Genomic DNA, 16,239 nt, shown 5'->3' with positions numbered 1-16,239 from the left:
GTGTGGCGGCCGCGCGGGCGGCCGTGCTGCGTGGACGGTCTGCCGGGCCGTGCCCGGTGAGGCGCCGGGCTGCTGCAGCTGCGCCGGCGGTGCCTCCTGCACGGCCATGCATTCGGCCCGCGCATTGCACGCTTAGTCGAGCGGTCTGGGCGAGGGGCGCTGGTTGTTCGAAAACGTCTTGTAGAGCGCTGCGGCGCGCTCGTCGGCAACGGCATTTTCGACGCCGCTGAGTCCTTTCGCCGCGATGGCGCGCGCGGCTTTGCCATCACCCAGCAGGTACGCCAGGCGCAGGTAGGCCAGGCTGTCGACCAGGTTCTTGTGCTGCGTGTCGCTGGCGTACACCTCCGACAGGCCGTAGTAGGCATACAGGCGGCCAGTGCGGCCCGCCGCAGCATGCCGACGCCGGTGGAGAAGCGGCCGGCAACTGCGGTCTTGATGCCATAGACCACCGTGGCGGCCTGGTTGCCTGCTTGCGACTCCGCCTTGAGCTGGTCCAGCTGCAAGGCATCCAGGCGTGCGCGCTCACTCTCGGAGGGGTAGCCGTGGGTGAGCAGCCACTGTGCTTCTGCCTCGGAGTCGGCCACCAATGGCCCACTGGCCTTGCACGCGCCCGGACCCTGCGGGCACAGGTAGCGCCGTGCCTGCTGGCTCACGCCCTGGGTGAGCGAGTTGTTCGATCCGGCGACGGCGCTGCTGCGCCGGGGCCTGCCGTGGCTGCGGCCGCTGCAGGCGTTGCCGCTGACGGTTGGTCGGTAGGCGCTGGCCGGCCTGTGTCTGTGCAGGCGGCGAGCGCACTGCACAGGGCGGCCAGGGCCAGGACGTGGGTTGTGCGCATGGGTCACTCCATTCCGTTGAAGACGGCGGCATGGTGCGCGATGTCGGCGCGCCATGCGACTGCGGCCTGTGCCTGTGGGCATGGGAAGCCGACACTGCCCCGAGGGGAGCGGGCAGCGAGCTCCGTGCCGTTGGCCCCCTCGCTCAGGCACCTGCCCCGTTGATCGCCCACTGCGCCGCCAAGGCGCGTTGGTAGGCCGGCCGGCGCTCGGCGCGGGCGACATAGGCCAGCAGTTCGGGGAAGGCGTCCAGCAGGCCGAAGTGCCCGATGCGCAGCAGCACCGACGCCATCAGCAGGTCGCCGACGCTGAAGTCGCCATCGAGCCAGGCGTTGCTGCCCAGGTGCGCGGTGAGGTGCTGCAGGCGCCGGCGGATGCGCTTTTGCAGCAGCGGCATGCGCTCTGCGGTCCAGGGTTTGTCGGCTTCCAGCAGCGTGGCGGTGGCCAGCTCCAGGCTGGGCGGCTCCACCGTGTTGAGCGCGGCAAACATCCAGGCGATGGCACGGGCGCGGGCGTTGGGGTCGGCCGGCAGCAGGCCGGGATAACGCTCGGCGATGTGCAGGACGATGGCGCCGGTTTCGAACAGCACCAGCGCGCCCTGTTCGAAGGTGGGGATCTGCCCGAACGGGTGCAGGGCCAGATGCGCGGGTTGCTTCAGCGCGGCGAAGGGCACCCGCCGCACCTGGTAGGGCTGGCCCACCTCTTCCAGCGCCCAGCGCACGCGCAGATCGCGCACCAGGCCCTTGCCGCCGTCGGGCGAGCGTTCGAAGGCGGTGATGGTGATGGTCATGCAGACGGCTCCGTTGAGGTGAGCGGGCTACGGTGCCGGTTGCCGCCGGTGCGTGCAAAGGGCGGACCGGGCCATGCCGCGGCCGGCCCGGTGGCCGAAGGGTGCCACGCCCCGGCCTGGCCCGGCGGCGCAGCAGACCGGGCCATGCCCCGCGCCGGCAGCCCCTTGCGGCGCCGGCTTGCTGGCTGGAGGCGGCCGGCCGGGGCGCGAAAGCGACCTGATTCAGGCCGGCAGGCGGTTTGAGACAAATTGCTCCCCCGGTCTCGCCTTTTCCGTATATCGTGCGCTACGTCACAATAAAATGTGACTGGTGTCGCACTTTATTAGCGGATCAAGGATTTCCACATGACCGACAACATGCTGGCGCTCACCACGCCGTTGGTGGGCGGGCGCGGTGCGCCAGCGCAAGGATGGTTGGCCATGCCGCCGCCGTTGATGGCCTCGTTCGACGAGCGCTGCGCGGCCCCGGCACCGCAGCTGCCCGCACCGGCCTCGGACATGCCGGGCCTCAGGCGCCTGCTGCGCAAAGGCGCGCGTGGCCTGCTGCGTACCCTGCCCTGGCGGCACCAGGACCGGCTGTATTACCTGCACACGTTCGGGCGGCTGCCGGACCTGTATGCGCCCAAGTGCTTCAACGAGAAGATTCTCTACCGCAAGTGCGTGCACGGCGATTACCCGCTGTACCAGCGGCTGGCGGACAAGTTTGCGGTGCGCCCGTATGTGGCGGCCAGGATCGGCGAGGCGCACCTGATCCCGCTGCTGCTGGACAGCACCGACCCGCAGGAGCTGTTGCGCCTGCCGCAGTGGCGGCAGACCGTGATCAAGGCCAACCATGGCGCGGCGATGGTGGAGGTGGTGCGCGAGGAGCCGGACGCTGTGCAGAAACGGCGCATCATCGAGCGCTGCGGCCAGTGGCTGCGCACCGACTTCTCCGACATGGTGCGCGAGATCCATTACCGCGATATTCCGCCGCGGATCCTGGTGGAGGAGTACATCGGCGATGCGCAGCAGGTGCCGGTGGACTACAAGTTCCACATGTTCCGACAGGCCGACGGCAGTTTTCAGTACGTGCTGCAGGTGATCTACGGGCGCTTTGACACGCCCAAGCTGGCGATGACCTTCTTCGTGAACAACCTGCACACGGCCTTCCACCGCATCCGCGACGACGGGCGCACGCCACCCAGCCCGCCGGCGCTGCTGGAACAGGCGCTGGAACTGAGCAAGCGGCTGGCGGGCGATGTCGATTACGTGCGGGTGGACTGGTACATCCAGCGCGGGCAGATCTACTTCGGCGAGCTGACCTTCACCCCGGGTGCGGGGCTGGTCACCGGCCTGGACCGCGGGCTGGACCGGATGATGGGCGACATGTGGGTGCAGCGGCGGGCGCCGCTGGACCCGTCCTTTGCGACGGACGGCATCCGCATGCGGGTGCCGACGCGGTGAGGTGAGTACGGCCGCGGCACGCCACGCGGCTGCGGGCAAGGGAAACGTGTACCACGCCGTCGCCCTGCGGCCGGCCGCAGCGCGCCTGGCGCGCCAGCCGGCAGCGGCGGATACTCCACGGCCGCCGATGCGCCCGCATCCGGCGCACCGCCGACCGCGGTGCCGCACTTGCCCCCTTGCATGGACGCCCCCTTGCCGAACCTTCGCCTACACCGCTGCCTCCCACTCGGCCTGCTCTGCGCGTTGTGCGCCTGTACCGGCGCCGGCACCCCCGGCGCGCCGCGCCCGGAAGCCGAGCACTTCACCCTTGCCAACCTGCAGCAGCTTGGCTGCACGGTCACCGCCACGCCCAAGCGCACCAGGCACAAGATCCCGCTGATGGGCGAGGTCGATGGCTATGGCGTGACCAGCACCAGCGCCTGCGCGACGCACCTGATCAGCCTGCTGCAGCCGATGACCTACGAGGACGCGGTGTGGGAAGGCGCACGTACCGCCGCCGGCAACTTTGCCAAGGAGCACGGCTTCGAGCGCGAAAGTTACGAAGGCCGGCTCGGCGAGTACAGCGAGATCGAGGTGTTCAGCCACGGCGGCACGCCGGTGGGCTTCGAGTACAACGTACAGGCCCGGGGCACGCTGCATTCGGTGATCGTGCTCTCCGACCGCATTGCGCCGGACGCGGCCTTCGAGGCGGTGTTGAAGACCAAGTTGTAGGGGGGGCGCTGTCAGCGCGAAAGACGATTTCTCCGGAGTAACCGCTCCGAGCGCATCACGTGAACCACGACGACGCGCTGCCCATCCACACGGTAGAACACGCGGCACGGTGGTTCGACGATTTGACGGTAGCGGGAGCGCTTGAGTTCCTGCGGGCAGCTCCCGCTCTCCGGGTGCTCGGCCAATTGCTCGACATGCGCAACCACCCGTCTCACCAGTGCCGCTGCGGCGGCTGCGTCCTCAAGTGCAATGTAGTCGGCAATCGCGTCCAGGTCGGCCACCGCCGGCTCCGACCAGACTATTTCAGCCATCGCGCCAGACGTTGTTTGGCCTGCTCGTGGCTCAGGCTGCGGCCTTCCGCTACCGCCATTTCACCACGGGCGATACCTTCGAGGATCGCCATCCGCTGCTGCAGGCGCTCATAGCTGGTGACATCGACCAGATATGCGCTGGGCAGACCATGCTGGGTAATCAGGATCGGCTCCTTGTCGCGCTCGACATCAGCGAGGAGTTCGGTGGCCTGACGCTTGAGCGTGGTGACAAGTTCTGTGCGCATGGAGTGACACTAAAGTATCACTCCGGGTGAGGCAAGTCGGCTGCGCCGGGCGAGGCGGCCGACCTGGCTACACCCCACCCAACGGCCGCAGGCACAACCAGATGGCGCACCAGTGCGACAGTGCGCCGCCCAGCACGTGGGCGTGCCAGATGGCGCGGTTGTAGACCAGCGACTTGCGCACGTAGAAGGTGACGCCCACGGTGTAGAACGCGCCGCCGGCGGCAATCAGCCAGAGCACGGTGCTGTCCAGGCCGGCGACGAACGGCTTGATCACCACGATGCCGGCCCAGCCCAGCAGCAGGTAGATCGCCACCCAGAAGCCCTTGGCGATGCCGGGCAGGAACAGCTTGGCAAACACGCCGAACAAGGCCACGCCCCACACGCCCAGGATCATCGCCCAGCGCCAGGTGCCGTCCAGGGCGACCAGCAGGAACGGCGTGTAGGAGCCGGCGATCATCACGAAGATGCCGGCGTGGTCGAACTTGCGCAGCATCGGCTGGCGCTGCGGCGGGGCGAAGTTGTAGGCGGCCGAGCAGCCGAACATCACCAGCAGCCCCAGCGCGTACACGCAGGTGGCCAGCAGCATGGTCTGGTTGGCATGGGCGCGCCAGACCATCCAGGCACCGCCGACGATGGCCAGGAACAGGCCGGCCGCATGCACGATCACATCGGCACGGCGGGCGGAACGGGTCTTGTAGTGCGGGGCAGCGATGCTGGGGGAAACGGGCACGGCGGTTCTTCGAGATGGGGGAGCCCACGCCGTGCAGGCAACGGTGACGCGGCGGGGGCAACAGAATACCCGGCTTGCTGAATCCGCTCAGTGACACAGGCTCGCCGGTTTGGCCCCGGTCTCATACCCTGAGACACCTCCCCTGTCTCATGCCCCTCTTTGGGAGCCGCCGTATGCCTCCGTTTGCCCTCGCTCCCCGCACCGAAACCGCCGAACGCGCGCTGGCCACCACCGATGGCCGGCCCAGCCGCGATGGTGCCTTGCTCACCGAACGCCTGGAACGGCGTTACCACGACCGCATCACCGGCAGCTTCACCCTGCCCGGCCGCGAGGGCCGCTATGCGCCGATCCCGGACGATGTGCCGGCCGCGCTGGCCGACGCCTTGCGCGCGCGCGGCATCGACCGGCTCTACAGCCACCAGGCAGACGCCTGGGCGGCGAGCCAGCGCGGCGAGCATGTGGCAATCGTGACGCCCACCGCCTCGGGCAAGTCGCTGTGCTACACCTTGCCGGTGGTGAGCGCGGCGATGACTTCTGGCGCCAAGGCGCTGTACCTGTTCCCGACCAAGGCGCTGGCACAGGACCAGGTGGCCGAGTTGCTGGAATTGAACCGCGCCGGCGCGCTGGGGGTGAAGGCCTTCACCTTCGACGGCGACACGCCCGGCGACGCGCGCCAGGCGATCCGCCTGCATGGCGACATCGTGGTGAGCAACCCGGACATGCTGCACCAGGCGATCCTGCCGCATCACACCAAGTGGGCACAGTTCTTCGAGAACCTGCGCTATGTGGTGATCGACGAGATCCACACCTACCGCGGGGTGTTCGGCAGCCACGTCACCAACGTGCTGCGCCGGCTCAAGCGCATCTGCGCGTTTTATGGTGCCAACCCGCAGTTCATCCTGTGCTCGGCCACCATCGGCAACCCGCACGCGCACGCGCAGGCCCTGATCGAAGAACAGGTGCATGCGATCACCGAGTCCGGCGCGCCCACTGGCGACAAGCACGTGCTGCTGTGGAACCCGCCGGTGGTCAATGCCGACCTGGGGCTGCGCGCGTCGGCACGCTCGCAGAGCAACCGCATTGCACGCATCGCGATCAAGAGCGGGCTGAAGACGCTGGTGTTCGCACAGACGCGGCTGATGGTGGAAGTGCTGACCAAGTACCTGAAGGACATCTTCGACCACGACCCGCGCAAGCCGCCACGCATCCGTGCCTACCGCGGCGGCTACCTGCCCACCGAACGGCGCGAGGTGGAGCGCGCGATGCGCGCCGGCAATATCGACGGCATCATTTCCACCTCGGCACTGGAGCTGGGCGTGGATATCGGCGCGCTGGATGTGGTGATCCTCAACGGCTACCCCGGCAGCGTGGCGGCGACCTGGCAGCGCTTCGGCCGTGCCGGGCGGCGCCAGCAGCCGGCGCTGGGCGTGCTGGTGGCCAGCTCGCAGCCGCTGGACCAGTACGTGGTGCGGCACCCGGATTTCTTCGCCGATGCCTCGCCCGAGCACGCACGCATCGCGCCGGACCAGCCGCTGATCCTGTTCGACCATATCCGCTGCGCGGCGTTCGAGCTGCCATTCATTGCCAGCGAACCGTTCGGGCCGATCGACCCGCTGGTGTTTTTGGAAGCGCTGGCCGAAAGCGAGGTGATTCACCAGGAAGGCGACCGCTGGGAATGGATCGCCGACAGCTACCCGGCCAATGCGGTGAGCCTGCGCTCGGTGGCCGACGGCAACTTCGTGGTGGTGGACAAGAGCGACGGCAAGCAGCAGATCATTGCCGAGGTGGATTACTCGGCCGCTGCGCTGACCTTGTACGAAGGCGCCATCCACATGGTGCAGAGCACGCCGTACCAGGTGGAGCGGCTGGACTGGGAAGGCCGCAAGGCCTATGTCACGCGCACCCACGTGGACTACTACACCGACAGCATCGACTACACCAAGCTCAAGGTGCTGGACCGCTTCGACGGCGGCGTGGCCGGGCGCGGCGATTCGCATCACGGCGAGGTGCATGTGGTGCGGCGCGTGTCCGGCTACAAGAAGATCCGCTACTACACGCACGAGAACATCGGCTACGGGCCGGTCAATCTGCCCGACCAGGAACTGCACACCACTGCGGTGTGGTGGCAGCTGCCGCAGGCCACCCTGGGCAAGGCGTTTGCGTCCAAGCAGGATGCGCTGGATGGATTCCTGGGCGCCGCCTATGCGTTGCACGTGGTGGCCACGGTGGCGGTGATGGCCGATGCGCGCGACCTGCAGAAGGCCGTGGGCAATGGCGATGGCGCGTGGTTTGCGGTGGCCGACCAGACCGGGCGCGGGCAACTGCGCGGCGTGGACGAGGGTGAAGAAGGCGCGGTGGAGTTGCAGCAGGCGTTCGTGCCCACCGTCTACCTGTACGACAACTTTCCTGGCGGGGTGGGCCTGAGCGAGCCGCTGTGGCTGCGCCAGGCCGAGCTGCTGCAGCGCGCCGACGAGCTGGTGCGGCGATGCGATTGCAGCGCCGGCTGCCCGGCCTGCGTGGGCCCGGTGCTGGCCGCGCACGAAGAAGGCAAGGGCGAGTCGCCCAAGTCGCTGGCATTGACCGTGCTGGCGCTGTTGTTCGATGCCGATGCGCCGTTGCGGCATGCCACCCAGGTGGATGAGGACCTGGCGCTGGACGTGCTTGCATGAGTGTGAGTGCGGACCGGCTGCGGCTGTTGCGGCGCCAGGCCGGGCACGCCGATGTGCGTGCGCCGGTGGCGGATGCAGACGGCGATGCACCGCATGGCGCGCAGGCAGCGCCTGTGGTTGATGCGGATGCCGGAATTCTTGGTGGAGTGCCCCAACTGCATTCCAATGCAGGCGCGCCTGTTGCGCCGCATGCAGCGATGGCACGCGCAGTCGTGGATCCTGCTCCTACTAGCGACATTGCCGCACGTGAGGTGCGTCGTGGTGCATCTTCGCCCTGCGATGCGCCGGCGATCGCGCAGACCGGCGTGGACGATGAAACCTCAGCGTTCGCGACCGAATGCATGATGCTTTCGCCTGCACAACAGATGCACTCCGCAGTGGTCGGACGAACATCTGGTGAAGCAGTTGTTGTGGGCGATGCGCGCACGCGTGCCGCAAGTGAAATGTCTGCAACGGCACCGACGCGTGCGCCGGCAGCACCGGTGCCTGGCAGCGACCCTGGCGTGAGCGCAGAACGTCTGCGCCTGCTACGCCGTCAGGTCGGCGGGCTGACGCCTGCACCGCGCAGGGACGATGCGGTGATGCCCACGCGTGCCCAACGTCAGCCTGCACCGGGTGCGGCTGCGTCTGCGTCACGCGCCCTGCCGCGCGATGCGATTACGCCAAGCGCGCAGCCCGGCAGCGCAGAGGCTGTCCGTGCGCCCCGTCCCCAGCCCGCCGCAGCGGCGATGACGCGCCGCGCCTTGCAGGCGCCGGTTGCGGCGCCGCCTGCGCGCGATACCTCGGCGTTTGCCTGGGTGGAGCACGAGGTGCGCCACAAGCCGGCAGGCGCGGCGGCCGATGCGGCCGCGCGCGTGCCGGCTGTGCGCGCGACACCGGCTGCGCCTACCGCCATGCCGGCACCGCAGCGACGTACCGATATCGCCGGCCTGCGCCGGATGATCGGCCTGCGCGAGCGCGCGGTCTCGACGCACGCGCCGCTGCGTGCGGCCTCCACCGACCGGCAGCTGCCCGGCAACGAGATCGCGCCCGGCCTGCACCTGATCGAAGCCTTCCTGCCGCAGGCGATTCCGCACCAGGCGCTGTCGCTGGCCTTCGCCAAGCGCGAGGACGCGGTGGACCCGATGGACCTGCTGTTCTTCGACACCGAGACCACCGGCCTGGCCGGCGGCACCGGCACGCGCGCCTTCATGATCGGCGTGGCCGATTGGCACATCGACGCTGCGCAGGGCAGCGGGCTGCGCGTGCGCCAGCTGATGATGTCCACGATGGCGGCCGAAAGCGCGATGCTGGACCTGTTCCGCAGTTGGCTGTCGCCGCAGACGGTGCTGTCCAGCTACAACGGACGCTGCTACGACGCGCCGTTGTTGAAGACGCGCTACCGGCTGGCGCGCCGCGGCGACCCGATCTCCGCACTGGACCATGTGGACCTGCTGTTCCCCACGCGCCGGCGGTATCGCGGCACCTGGGAGAACTGCAAGCTGGCCACCATCGAACGGCAACTGCTGCGCGTGGTGCGCGAGGACGACCTGCCCGGCTCCGAAGCCCCGGCGGCATGGCTGAGCTACCTGCGCGGCGGCAGCGCGCGCAACCTGCGCCGCGTGGCCGAGCACAACCACCAGGACGTGGTGACCTTGTCGCTGCTGCTGCAGCGCCTGGTGGCGGTGGAGGCACAGGACCGCGAGGTGATTCCGTTGATGGACGCGCCTTGAGGTCGATGCGCGATCGGTCGCGCAATTAGCGCAGCATCGGCCCGTGATTGCGATGCTGGATGCACCCTGGAGCGCTCCCGACCGCCTTGCAGTGCGCACGTGAGAGCGACGCCCAGCCGAACGCGCGGTGTGCCCGGAGCCGGTACTGCTGCGGCAATGCCATCGGAAAAGACGGCCGCGTTGGCGACGGGAAGCATGCTGCGGCACTGAAAAGCGTGCCGCTGTCATCGTCGGGTCAACTCCGCGACTTACACCCTGCTGCTTGCCCTCGACGTCGATTTCAAGGACACGCTGCATGTCGTCACTTCTGGACACGCTCTTCAGCCGGCGACGCTTGCTGGCCGCCGCTGCGGGCGCCTCGTTGTTGTCCACGACATTGCCGGCGCTGGCCAATACCGCAGCGCTGCCGGATGTGGGTCGCAAATTCCTGCGCTCGAAAACGCCGCTGCCATTTGCCGGCAACACCTTCCTAGGCCCTCTCGATCAGCAGGGCGATGGCTACGATAGTTTCGACCGGGTGTTGGACATCTACCGTGCGTTGCCCGAGCAGCGCTTTGCCAGCAAGCTGGCGGTGTTGCCGCCGAGCAGCTATCACGCCACGTTGCTGGGCGGGGTCAATGAGATCGATCGTGCGAGTGGGCCGTGGCCGGGCGATATGGCGCGCGATGCTGCGTTGGCGGATATCAGCGCCAGTTTCCTGTCGCGGCTGCAGCAACGCACTGCTGCGCCGCTGGGGGCCTGCCGGTTCCTGGTCGACCCAACGGCGGCGAGAACCGGCCGCAATGACAATTTACTGATTCCGCTAGTGCCTGCCGATGCGGCCACCGCGCAGCGATTGGAGACTGCGCGCCAGGGGCTGATGGTGTTGACCAGGTTGCAGCGTCCGGATTACACCAACTTCCGCTTTCATATCTCGCTGGCCTATCTGTGCGAGACGCTTGATGCTGCTGAGCAGGCGGCATATCGCATTACGGTGAGCGATTGGTTGAAACGGCTTGCGGCAGCAGGGCCGATCACGGTGCCGCATTTTCACTTTTGCACCTTCAAGGACATGGCCGCGTTTCGTGAGGTGCATGAGGTTTGACGTCGGGCTTGTATGGCGAATGCATCAGGCCCTCTTCTCCGAGAAAGAGGCTTTTTTGACCGCATTTCTTCGGTGAGCGAGGGCTTGGCGCCGCGTCAGTCTGCGCAGCGCATGGTTGCTGATGCGCTTTCCGATACCGCAGCCGTCATCTGCCACGCGGCAAACTCCTGCTCGAATTCGGCCAGGGTCCATGCAGGCCATGCGCGCCACGGCATTAGTCCTGGCCCTGGAAAGGGCCTGCGATATGCTCATCCACATCGGCGGCAACAGTCAATGCCGCCGGCCGGATGTCGTTTATCTGCTCGCCGCCTGAGGATCGGACAGCATCGGCGAGCAGCCCGCGCCGATCAGCCCTCGATCTGCGTCGCCAGTCCCTGTGCGATCGCCTCGCGCATGATGCGCCGGGCTTCCTTGTCGGCGCGTGCGCTGGCGGCGGCCTGCTGGCTGGCCAGATCTGCCTGCTCCGTTGCGAGCGCAGCCTGCTGCCTGGCCAGCGCCTGGATGCGCTGTTCGGCGCCGCTGCGCTGCATGGCTTGTTCGGCCTGACGGACTGCATGCTCTGCTGCCTGCGCCGCACGTTCGGCGGCCTGCTCGGTTCGTGCATCGGTGTCGCGCAATGAGGCATTGACGTGCTTTGCGGCAGCCTCAGCAGCACGTGCTCCCAGCTCGGCCATCTGCGCACCCAGCTCGCCCTGCTGCTCGCCGAGCTTGCCCTGGCGCTCGCCCAGCGCGCCCTGTGCCTCACCCAATTTGGCGATTGGCGCGTACAGCGCATCGATGCGCTTGAAGGTGTCGGGATCGCGCACGACGTACTGCTTGCCATCCTTGCGGAACCACATCAGCCGACCGTCCTTGCCGGCCAGACGACGCACGTGCTTGAGATCGTCCACCGAGCCATTCATGACGCTGTCGTTGCCCTGCAGCAGCACATAGGCATCACGGTCGGGGTCGTGCGACAGGTTGATCTGGCCGTGCGTGGTGGTGGATGTCTGGCTGGTGGAGGCCGCCGCTGCGGCCGGGGCGGCGGCGTTTGCCGGGGCCGCGTTCGCTGCCGCAGTGGCCGGGGCGGCGGAAGCCGGTGCAACCGTGTTGGAGATGCCGGCAGCTGGCTTGGCGGGTGTGGCCGCTGGCGCGGCAGCAACAGCCGGCGCGGTGGGCATCGCCACCAGGCGCAGCGGCAGCACGCCGGTGATGGCCACCGCGCCCAGGATCAGCGCCGCGCCAAACCGCGGGAACGAGGTCGGGTTCTGCAACATGAGCAATCTCCGCTTGAGGCTGAGGAAGGACGGCGAGGCGCTGGCCACGCCGCCATGCGGGCGCGGTGCCACGCCCAGTTGCAGCAACAGCCGGCCATAGTCGTGGCGGCAATGCCGATGGCCTGCGACCACCGCGGCATCGCAGGCGGCCTCGCGGGCGGTGGCATATTCGCGCGCGGCCAGGTGCACCAGCGGGTGGAAGAAGAACAGGTGCTGGGCCAGCGACGGCAGCAAGCCCCACCACAGATCGCGCCGACGCAGGTGGATCAGTTCATGGGTCAGCGCCATGTCCAGGTCGTCATCGGCCATCTGCGGCAGGCGTGCGGCGGGTAGCAGCAATACCGGGCGCCACGGGCCGATCAACTGCGGCGAGGCGATCTGCTGCGACAGACGGATGTCCGGCGGCTGCGGCAGGCCATGCGCTTCTGCGGCCATGCGCAGTGCGGCCACCAGCGCACGATCGGTACACGGTGCGGCAGCGCGGACCAGGGCGCGGCTGCGTCGGTAGGCGCGCAGGGTGCCGAGCGACATCACCGCAACGCCGGCAACCCACAACACAGCCAGCCACAGCGCCCAGGACTGACCGCTTGCACCCTGCAGCACGTCTGCGGCAGTCGCGTTGGCGACGGCGCTCGTACCGGATGCAGTGGCATTGGCCATCACCATCGGCGCCAGGCTGTCGCCGGCGATCACCGCAGGCGTGGGCGTGGCGGCAGGCAACACCGGCAACTGCAGCGGCGCGTTCCAGAGCAGGCCGACCACGGCCTGCACCCCCACCAGCCACCACAGCCAGGTTTGCGTGGTGGCCGGCAAGCGCTTCACGGCGCGACACAGCGCCCACACCGCCAACGCCAGCACCGCGGTCTGCACGCTGGTGGCGCCAAGTTTCCATAACAGCGATTCGATCAGTGGCGACATGCTCAATCCTCCTTGCGCTGCGATTGCAGCTTGGCGACCAAGGCTTCCAGCTCAGCCAGTTCGGTATCGCTGACCTCGGCGCGCTGCGACATCCACGCCACGAACGGCGACACCGACCCCTGCAAGGTCTTCTCCACGAACTGCCCCACCGCGCCACGCACCACGTCGTCCTGCCCGGCGGTGGCGCTGTAGCGGTACATGCCATCCACCTGCTTGCGGCGCAAAAAGCCCTTGGCACGCAGCCGCTCCATCATGGTCAGTACGGTCGAGCGCGCCAGCCCGCGCGGCTCACCGAACGCGGCCGCAACCTCACCAACGCTGGCATGCCGTTGTTCTTCGATATGTTGCAGCAGGGCCAGCTCCTGGTCCCCGATGGTCTTGCCGCGCATGCCGCTCTCCATGACTACAGTTGTCGCTACCGTAGACGTGACGACAGATGTAGTCAATAGGTCGGATGGCAGGGGCGGTGTAGATGAAGGATTGGGCGGCGCAGGTGGCGTGGACAGCGACCAGCCAGCGCCTCAGCCACTAGCGCGTGCGAGGGAGAAACCATCGCGACGCCTTCTGGCCGAAAGCAGATGCATTTGATGCATGTGTAGTTGCTACATCGAACGCAGCGCGATCTCTCGCACTGTTGGCACGCGCTGATCCATGGAGCGAGCGTGTGCTGTGCTGTATCGACTCCACGCAGCACATTCGATGCATCCGACGGCAAGGCGACAGCACATCTGCGTCGCCTTCGATGCCTATACGCGCCTTCCAGCAACGCGCTATTTTGCGTGCGCTGGCACCAGATCCACGATCTGCTCGGTGGCCGCATCAACCGCAGCGCGCGTGTACAGCAGCGGAAAATAGCTGCCCTTTAGCCACAGCGGTGCGAGGTCGCGGTAATGCGGGCTGGCCGGGTCGCCGGACTGGCCGGGGTAGTTCATGGCGCGCGCGTTGTCCCAGTTGCCCAGGTCGATGATCAGCCGTGCGGACGGGCCGATGGTCTGGCGGAAATCCTTGGGGTCGTAGCTAGATTGATTGGGCGTGTACGGGCTGCCGCCCTTGGCGAACGGGCCGACATCCAGCAACGCATGATCGGTGCCGACCGCCGCGCTCATCGCATGCGAGACCTTGTTGACGTGCAGCTTGCCCCACTGCCACTGCGCGGGATCCGGCCCTTGCAGCTCGACCAGCGCCAGGTACGCGCTGCGTAACGAGTCCAGCAGCAGTTGATCGCGGCGTGCTACCGGTGCGGGACCGAATGCTGCACCGGGATGCTCCAGTGCATCCATCAACGCCGCCGCATCCGGCATGCCGAAGGTGGTTGCCTCCGATGGACGCAGCACCAGTGCCTTGTAGGCCTCGCCGAGATAACGGCTGAACCACAGCTCCTCCAGCGCAGCGGCGGCGGAGGTGGCGCTGACCGTGCCATCCCAGGGCTTGAGCAGGCCGAGTGCCGCAGTGGTGGCCTCGTCGTGCGCCTGCAGCGGAGTGAGCAAGGCGACCAGGCGCTGCGCCAGCAGCGACACCTGATCGTTCTGCAGTCTTTCCGAATCCTGCAGGCTCACATTTGGCAGCTGCGACAGCACCTGGGTGATGCGCGCATGGCGCGCGTCGTTGGCCCACTCGAAACCGATCCTGCGCTGCGCGTACGGATAATCGGCCGGCAGATTCATCTCGTTGGAGGTGGTGATGAAGCCTGCCGCCGGGTTCTTCGCCGAAGGCAGGGCATCGGCGTTCCAGAACCCATCCCACTCGTAGCGGCCATCGCCAGGCACCGGCAGCAGGCCGTCGGACCGCGTGCGGCGCGGCGTCATGCCGGCGGTGGCCCAACCGATGTTGCCCTTGACGTCTGCGTAGACCTGATTGACCGACGGCGCGCCCCACTGTGCAAGCGCGTCCTTGAACTGCTCGAACGAGTCCGCCTTGAGATAGCGCAAGGACCCCAGATAGGGGGCCGTGCCCGGTTGGCTCCACACCGAACGGATCGCATAAGCGATGTGCTTGTCTGCATCAAGATGGATCACCGGCCCGTGGCGGGTGAATTGCAGCTGCGCATCCACCGCTGCGCCGCCGCGCACTGCGATGCGTTCGTGCTGCGTGCGCAACGGCTCCCACTTGCCGTTGTACCAGTAGGACGCGTTGTCGGCCGGGTTCAGGCGATAGACATACAGGTCTTCCTGGTCGATGTTGAAGATGGTCAGACCGAACGCGCTGGTCTGGTTGTGGCCGATCGCAATGCCAGGTGCGGTCGGCTCGCCGGCGCCGATGATGTTCAGGCCCGGGCTGTTCAGATGCACGAAGTAGCGCAGGCTGGGAACGGTATAGGCGCGATGCGGGTCGTCTGCGAGCACGGCGTGGCCGGTCGCGGATTTTTGTGGTGCGATGACCCAGTTGTTGCTGCCTTCGGCGGAGACGTCCTCGGCCGCACGCAGCGGCTTGGTCTGCGCAAGCGCAAGCTGCGTGTCGGCGCTGAGCCTGGGGCTTTGCGTCGCCAGTTCGTAGACCTTCAGCACATCCTCCGGAAGACAGGGATCCAGGCCCTCCGGCACCGTGGTGGTCCAGGTCGGTTGCAGTGTCTGGCGCACCGCATCCACAGCCAGCGAAGCCTTGCAGGCGACCTTGGCGCGCGCGACTTCGCTTTTGACATTGCGGCTCAGGCCGGTGGTGCGGATGCGCAGCACGTCTTCCGGCGCCCACTTTTCCGGGCGATAGGCGAAGCGACCAAACTCATAAGGCAGTGCCTGCGCGTTTGCGCCCAGCCAGTCGATATAGGCATTGATGCCGGCAACGAAGCGGCTGACATCGCGCTGTGCGTCAGGCCCGTAACTGCGCCATTCCCTGGCCATGTCGCCGCGATACAGGAACAACCGCGCGGCGCGATCCTGTTCGACATAGGCCGGCCCGAATGCATCGGCCAGATGACCAAGCCCTTTGCGGCGCAGCAGATCGAGCTGAAACAGGCGGTCGCGCGCGACGTTGAAGCCTTGCACGAAAAACGCATCGTTGTCGGTCCTGGCGTACAGATGCGCCACGCCCCAGCGGTCCACGCGAATCTGCGCCGGCTGTTCCAGCCCGGCGACGTGCAGGGTGGCGTGCGTGGGCGTGGGCGTGGTCGCTGCCGCGCTGTCGAGCATCAGCAGCGTCAGTGTCAGCGCGACGCGCCACGCGGCACGTGGCGTGATCGCACGCCGGGCCGGCGTTGCTAGGGCGTGGTCAGGCGCGGTGGTGGACATGTCGGCTGTTCCCTGCATAAAGGCGCAGCATGCAGCATGGCCGCGTCTCCGGTCTGTCCTGCGCGGAAGCAGGCGCGCAGAGAGCGAATGGGCCGCTGCCTGCGCCGCGCTGGCCTGTCGCAGGCGACACCGCGTGCCTGACTACCGTCGCGCGCCTTCGACGCAGGCAGGCAGTCCTGATCAATGGTACGCACCGAGGAGACGCAGACCTATTGCGCAGACACGGCAGGCAGATGAAGCGGCCTGCCTTCACATGCGCCACCGGGCCAGCGCGCATGATCACAACCTCTAGCGGCGCACCTGCTGCACAGGT

General features: G+C 67.6%; 13 protein-coding genes and 1 pseudogene. 6 read left to right on the top strand and 8 right to left on the bottom strand.

Going from position 1 to position 16,239, the window contains the following annotated elements:
* Window positions 1-132 precede the first annotated feature (132 nt).
* Both EO141_RS20185 and EO141_RS20180 read right to left on the bottom strand, forming a co-directional pair.
* Window positions 133-835, bottom strand: a pseudogene (locus tag EO141_RS20185) (hypothetical protein).
* A 143-nt stretch (window positions 836-978) separates the two neighbouring features.
* Complete coding sequence (locus EO141_RS20180; protein ID WP_127170082.1) at window positions 979-1,623, bottom strand: glutathione S-transferase family protein; 645 nt, start codon at window positions 1,621-1,623, stop codon at window positions 979-981.
* A gap of 345 nt (window positions 1,624-1,968) precedes the next feature.
* On the opposite strand from EO141_RS20180, the gene EO141_RS20175 reads away from it, so the two are divergent.
* Both EO141_RS20175 and EO141_RS20170 read left to right on the top strand, forming a co-directional pair.
* On the top strand, window positions 1,969-3,066 hold the full coding sequence (locus tag EO141_RS20175) for an ATP-grasp fold amidoligase family protein (protein ID WP_241235905.1): 1,098 nt from the start codon (window positions 1,969-1,971) through the stop codon (window positions 3,064-3,066).
* Between the two features lie 192 nt (window positions 3,067-3,258).
* The gene (locus EO141_RS20170; protein WP_241236704.1) at window positions 3,259-3,777 is read left to right on the top strand and encodes a hypothetical protein; all 519 of its coding nucleotides are present in this window, start codon (window positions 3,259-3,261) and stop codon (window positions 3,775-3,777) included.
* An 11-nt stretch (window positions 3,778-3,788) separates the two neighbouring features.
* Here the strand turns inward: EO141_RS20170 and EO141_RS20165 are convergent, their stop codons facing one another.
* From EO141_RS20165 to EO141_RS20155, 3 genes are all read right to left on the bottom strand, one after another.
* Complete coding sequence (locus tag EO141_RS20165; protein WP_127170081.1) at window positions 3,789-4,088, bottom strand: type II toxin-antitoxin system RelE/ParE family toxin; 300 nt, start codon at window positions 4,086-4,088, stop codon at window positions 3,789-3,791.
* Window positions 4,076-4,333 (bottom strand): type II toxin-antitoxin system Phd/YefM family antitoxin, encoded by a 258-nt coding sequence (locus EO141_RS20160; RefSeq protein WP_104585948.1) that lies wholly within the window; start codon window positions 4,331-4,333, stop codon window positions 4,076-4,078. Before EO141_RS20160 ends, EO141_RS20165 begins: the two co-directional genes overlap by 13 nt.
* Before the next feature lie 67 nt (window positions 4,334-4,400).
* The gene (locus EO141_RS20155) at window positions 4,401-5,063 is read right to left on the bottom strand and encodes a hemolysin III family protein (RefSeq protein ID WP_127170080.1); all 663 of its coding nucleotides are present in this window, start codon (window positions 5,061-5,063) and stop codon (window positions 4,401-4,403) included.
* A 173-nt stretch (window positions 5,064-5,236) separates the two neighbouring features.
* Here EO141_RS20155 and EO141_RS20150 point away from each other — a divergent pair, with 173 nt between their 5' ends.
* The 4 genes from EO141_RS20150 (at window position 5,237) to EO141_RS21850 (ending at window position 10,841) form a co-directional block, all read left to right on the top strand.
* Complete coding sequence (locus tag EO141_RS20150; RefSeq protein ID WP_164739340.1) at window positions 5,237-7,732, top strand: DEAD/DEAH box helicase; 2,496 nt, start codon at window positions 5,237-5,239, stop codon at window positions 7,730-7,732.
* Window positions 7,729-9,444 (top strand): ribonuclease H-like domain-containing protein, encoded by a 1,716-nt coding sequence (locus EO141_RS20145; protein WP_206514835.1) that lies wholly within the window; start codon window positions 7,729-7,731, stop codon window positions 9,442-9,444. The genes EO141_RS20150 and EO141_RS20145 overlap by 4 nt, the downstream gene beginning before the upstream one ends.
* Before the next feature lie 295 nt (window positions 9,445-9,739).
* On the top strand, window positions 9,740-10,528 hold the full coding sequence (locus EO141_RS20140; RefSeq protein ID WP_127170181.1) for a DUF1868 domain-containing protein: 789 nt from the start codon (window positions 9,740-9,742) through the stop codon (window positions 10,526-10,528).
* 190 nt (window positions 10,529-10,718) lie between these two features.
* On the top strand, window positions 10,719-10,841 hold the full coding sequence (locus EO141_RS21850) for a hypothetical protein (protein WP_256359924.1): 123 nt from the start codon (window positions 10,719-10,721) through the stop codon (window positions 10,839-10,841).
* Between the two features lie 34 nt (window positions 10,842-10,875).
* Here the strand turns inward: EO141_RS21850 and EO141_RS20135 are convergent, their stop codons facing one another.
* From EO141_RS20135 to EO141_RS20125, 3 genes are all read right to left on the bottom strand, one after another.
* Window positions 10,876-12,702 (bottom strand): M56 family metallopeptidase, encoded by a 1,827-nt coding sequence (locus EO141_RS20135; protein WP_127170079.1) that lies wholly within the window; start codon window positions 12,700-12,702, stop codon window positions 10,876-10,878.
* A 2-nt stretch (window positions 12,703-12,704) separates the two neighbouring features.
* On the bottom strand, window positions 12,705-13,103 hold the full coding sequence (locus EO141_RS20130; RefSeq protein ID WP_206514834.1) for a BlaI/MecI/CopY family transcriptional regulator: 399 nt from the start codon (window positions 13,101-13,103) through the stop codon (window positions 12,705-12,707).
* A 369-nt stretch (window positions 13,104-13,472) separates the two neighbouring features.
* The gene (locus tag EO141_RS20125) at window positions 13,473-15,827 is read right to left on the bottom strand and encodes a penicillin acylase family protein (protein WP_127170180.1); all 2,355 of its coding nucleotides are present in this window, start codon (window positions 15,825-15,827) and stop codon (window positions 13,473-13,475) included.
* Window positions 15,828-16,239 lie beyond the last annotated feature (412 nt).

This window comes from Xanthomonas sp. BRIP62415, from assembly GCF_003993515.1.
Taxonomy (GTDB): Bacteria; Pseudomonadota; Gammaproteobacteria; order Xanthomonadales; family Xanthomonadaceae; genus Xanthomonas; species Xanthomonas euroxanthea.
Note: the sequence above shows the minus strand (reverse complement) of the source record. Positions and strands in the feature narration are given on the sequence as shown.

Coding starts and splice junctions, on each gene's coding strand:
- EO141_RS20180 (WP_127170082.1), bottom strand. CDS start 1,623: ATGACCATCACCATCACCGCCTTCGAACGCTCGCCCGACGGCGGCAAG.
- EO141_RS20175 (WP_241235905.1), top strand. CDS start 1,969: ATGACCGACAACATGCTGGCGCTCACCACGCCGTTGGTGGGCGGGCGC.
- EO141_RS20165 (WP_127170081.1), bottom strand. CDS start 4,088: ATGGCTGAAATAGTCTGGTCGGAGCCGGCGGTGGCCGACCTGGACGCG.
- EO141_RS20160 (WP_104585948.1), bottom strand. CDS start 4,333: ATGCGCACAGAACTTGTCACCACGCTCAAGCGTCAGGCCACCGAACTC.
- EO141_RS20150 (WP_164739340.1), top strand. CDS start 5,237: ATGCCTCCGTTTGCCCTCGCTCCCCGCACCGAAACCGCCGAACGCGCG.
- EO141_RS20145 (WP_206514835.1), top strand. CDS start 7,729: ATGAGTGTGAGTGCGGACCGGCTGCGGCTGTTGCGGCGCCAGGCCGGG.
- EO141_RS20140 (WP_127170181.1), top strand. CDS start 9,740: ATGTCGTCACTTCTGGACACGCTCTTCAGCCGGCGACGCTTGCTGGCC.
- EO141_RS21850 (WP_256359924.1), top strand. CDS start 10,719: ATGCAGGCCATGCGCGCCACGGCATTAGTCCTGGCCCTGGAAAGGGCC.
- EO141_RS20135 (WP_127170079.1), bottom strand. CDS start 12,702: ATGTCGCCACTGATCGAATCGCTGTTATGGAAACTTGGCGCCACCAGC.
- EO141_RS20130 (WP_206514834.1), bottom strand. CDS start 13,103: ATGGAGAGCGGCATGCGCGGCAAGACCATCGGGGACCAGGAGCTGGCC.
- EO141_RS20125 (WP_127170180.1), bottom strand. CDS start 15,827: ATGCTCGACAGCGCGGCAGCGACCACGCCCACGCCCACGCACGCCACC.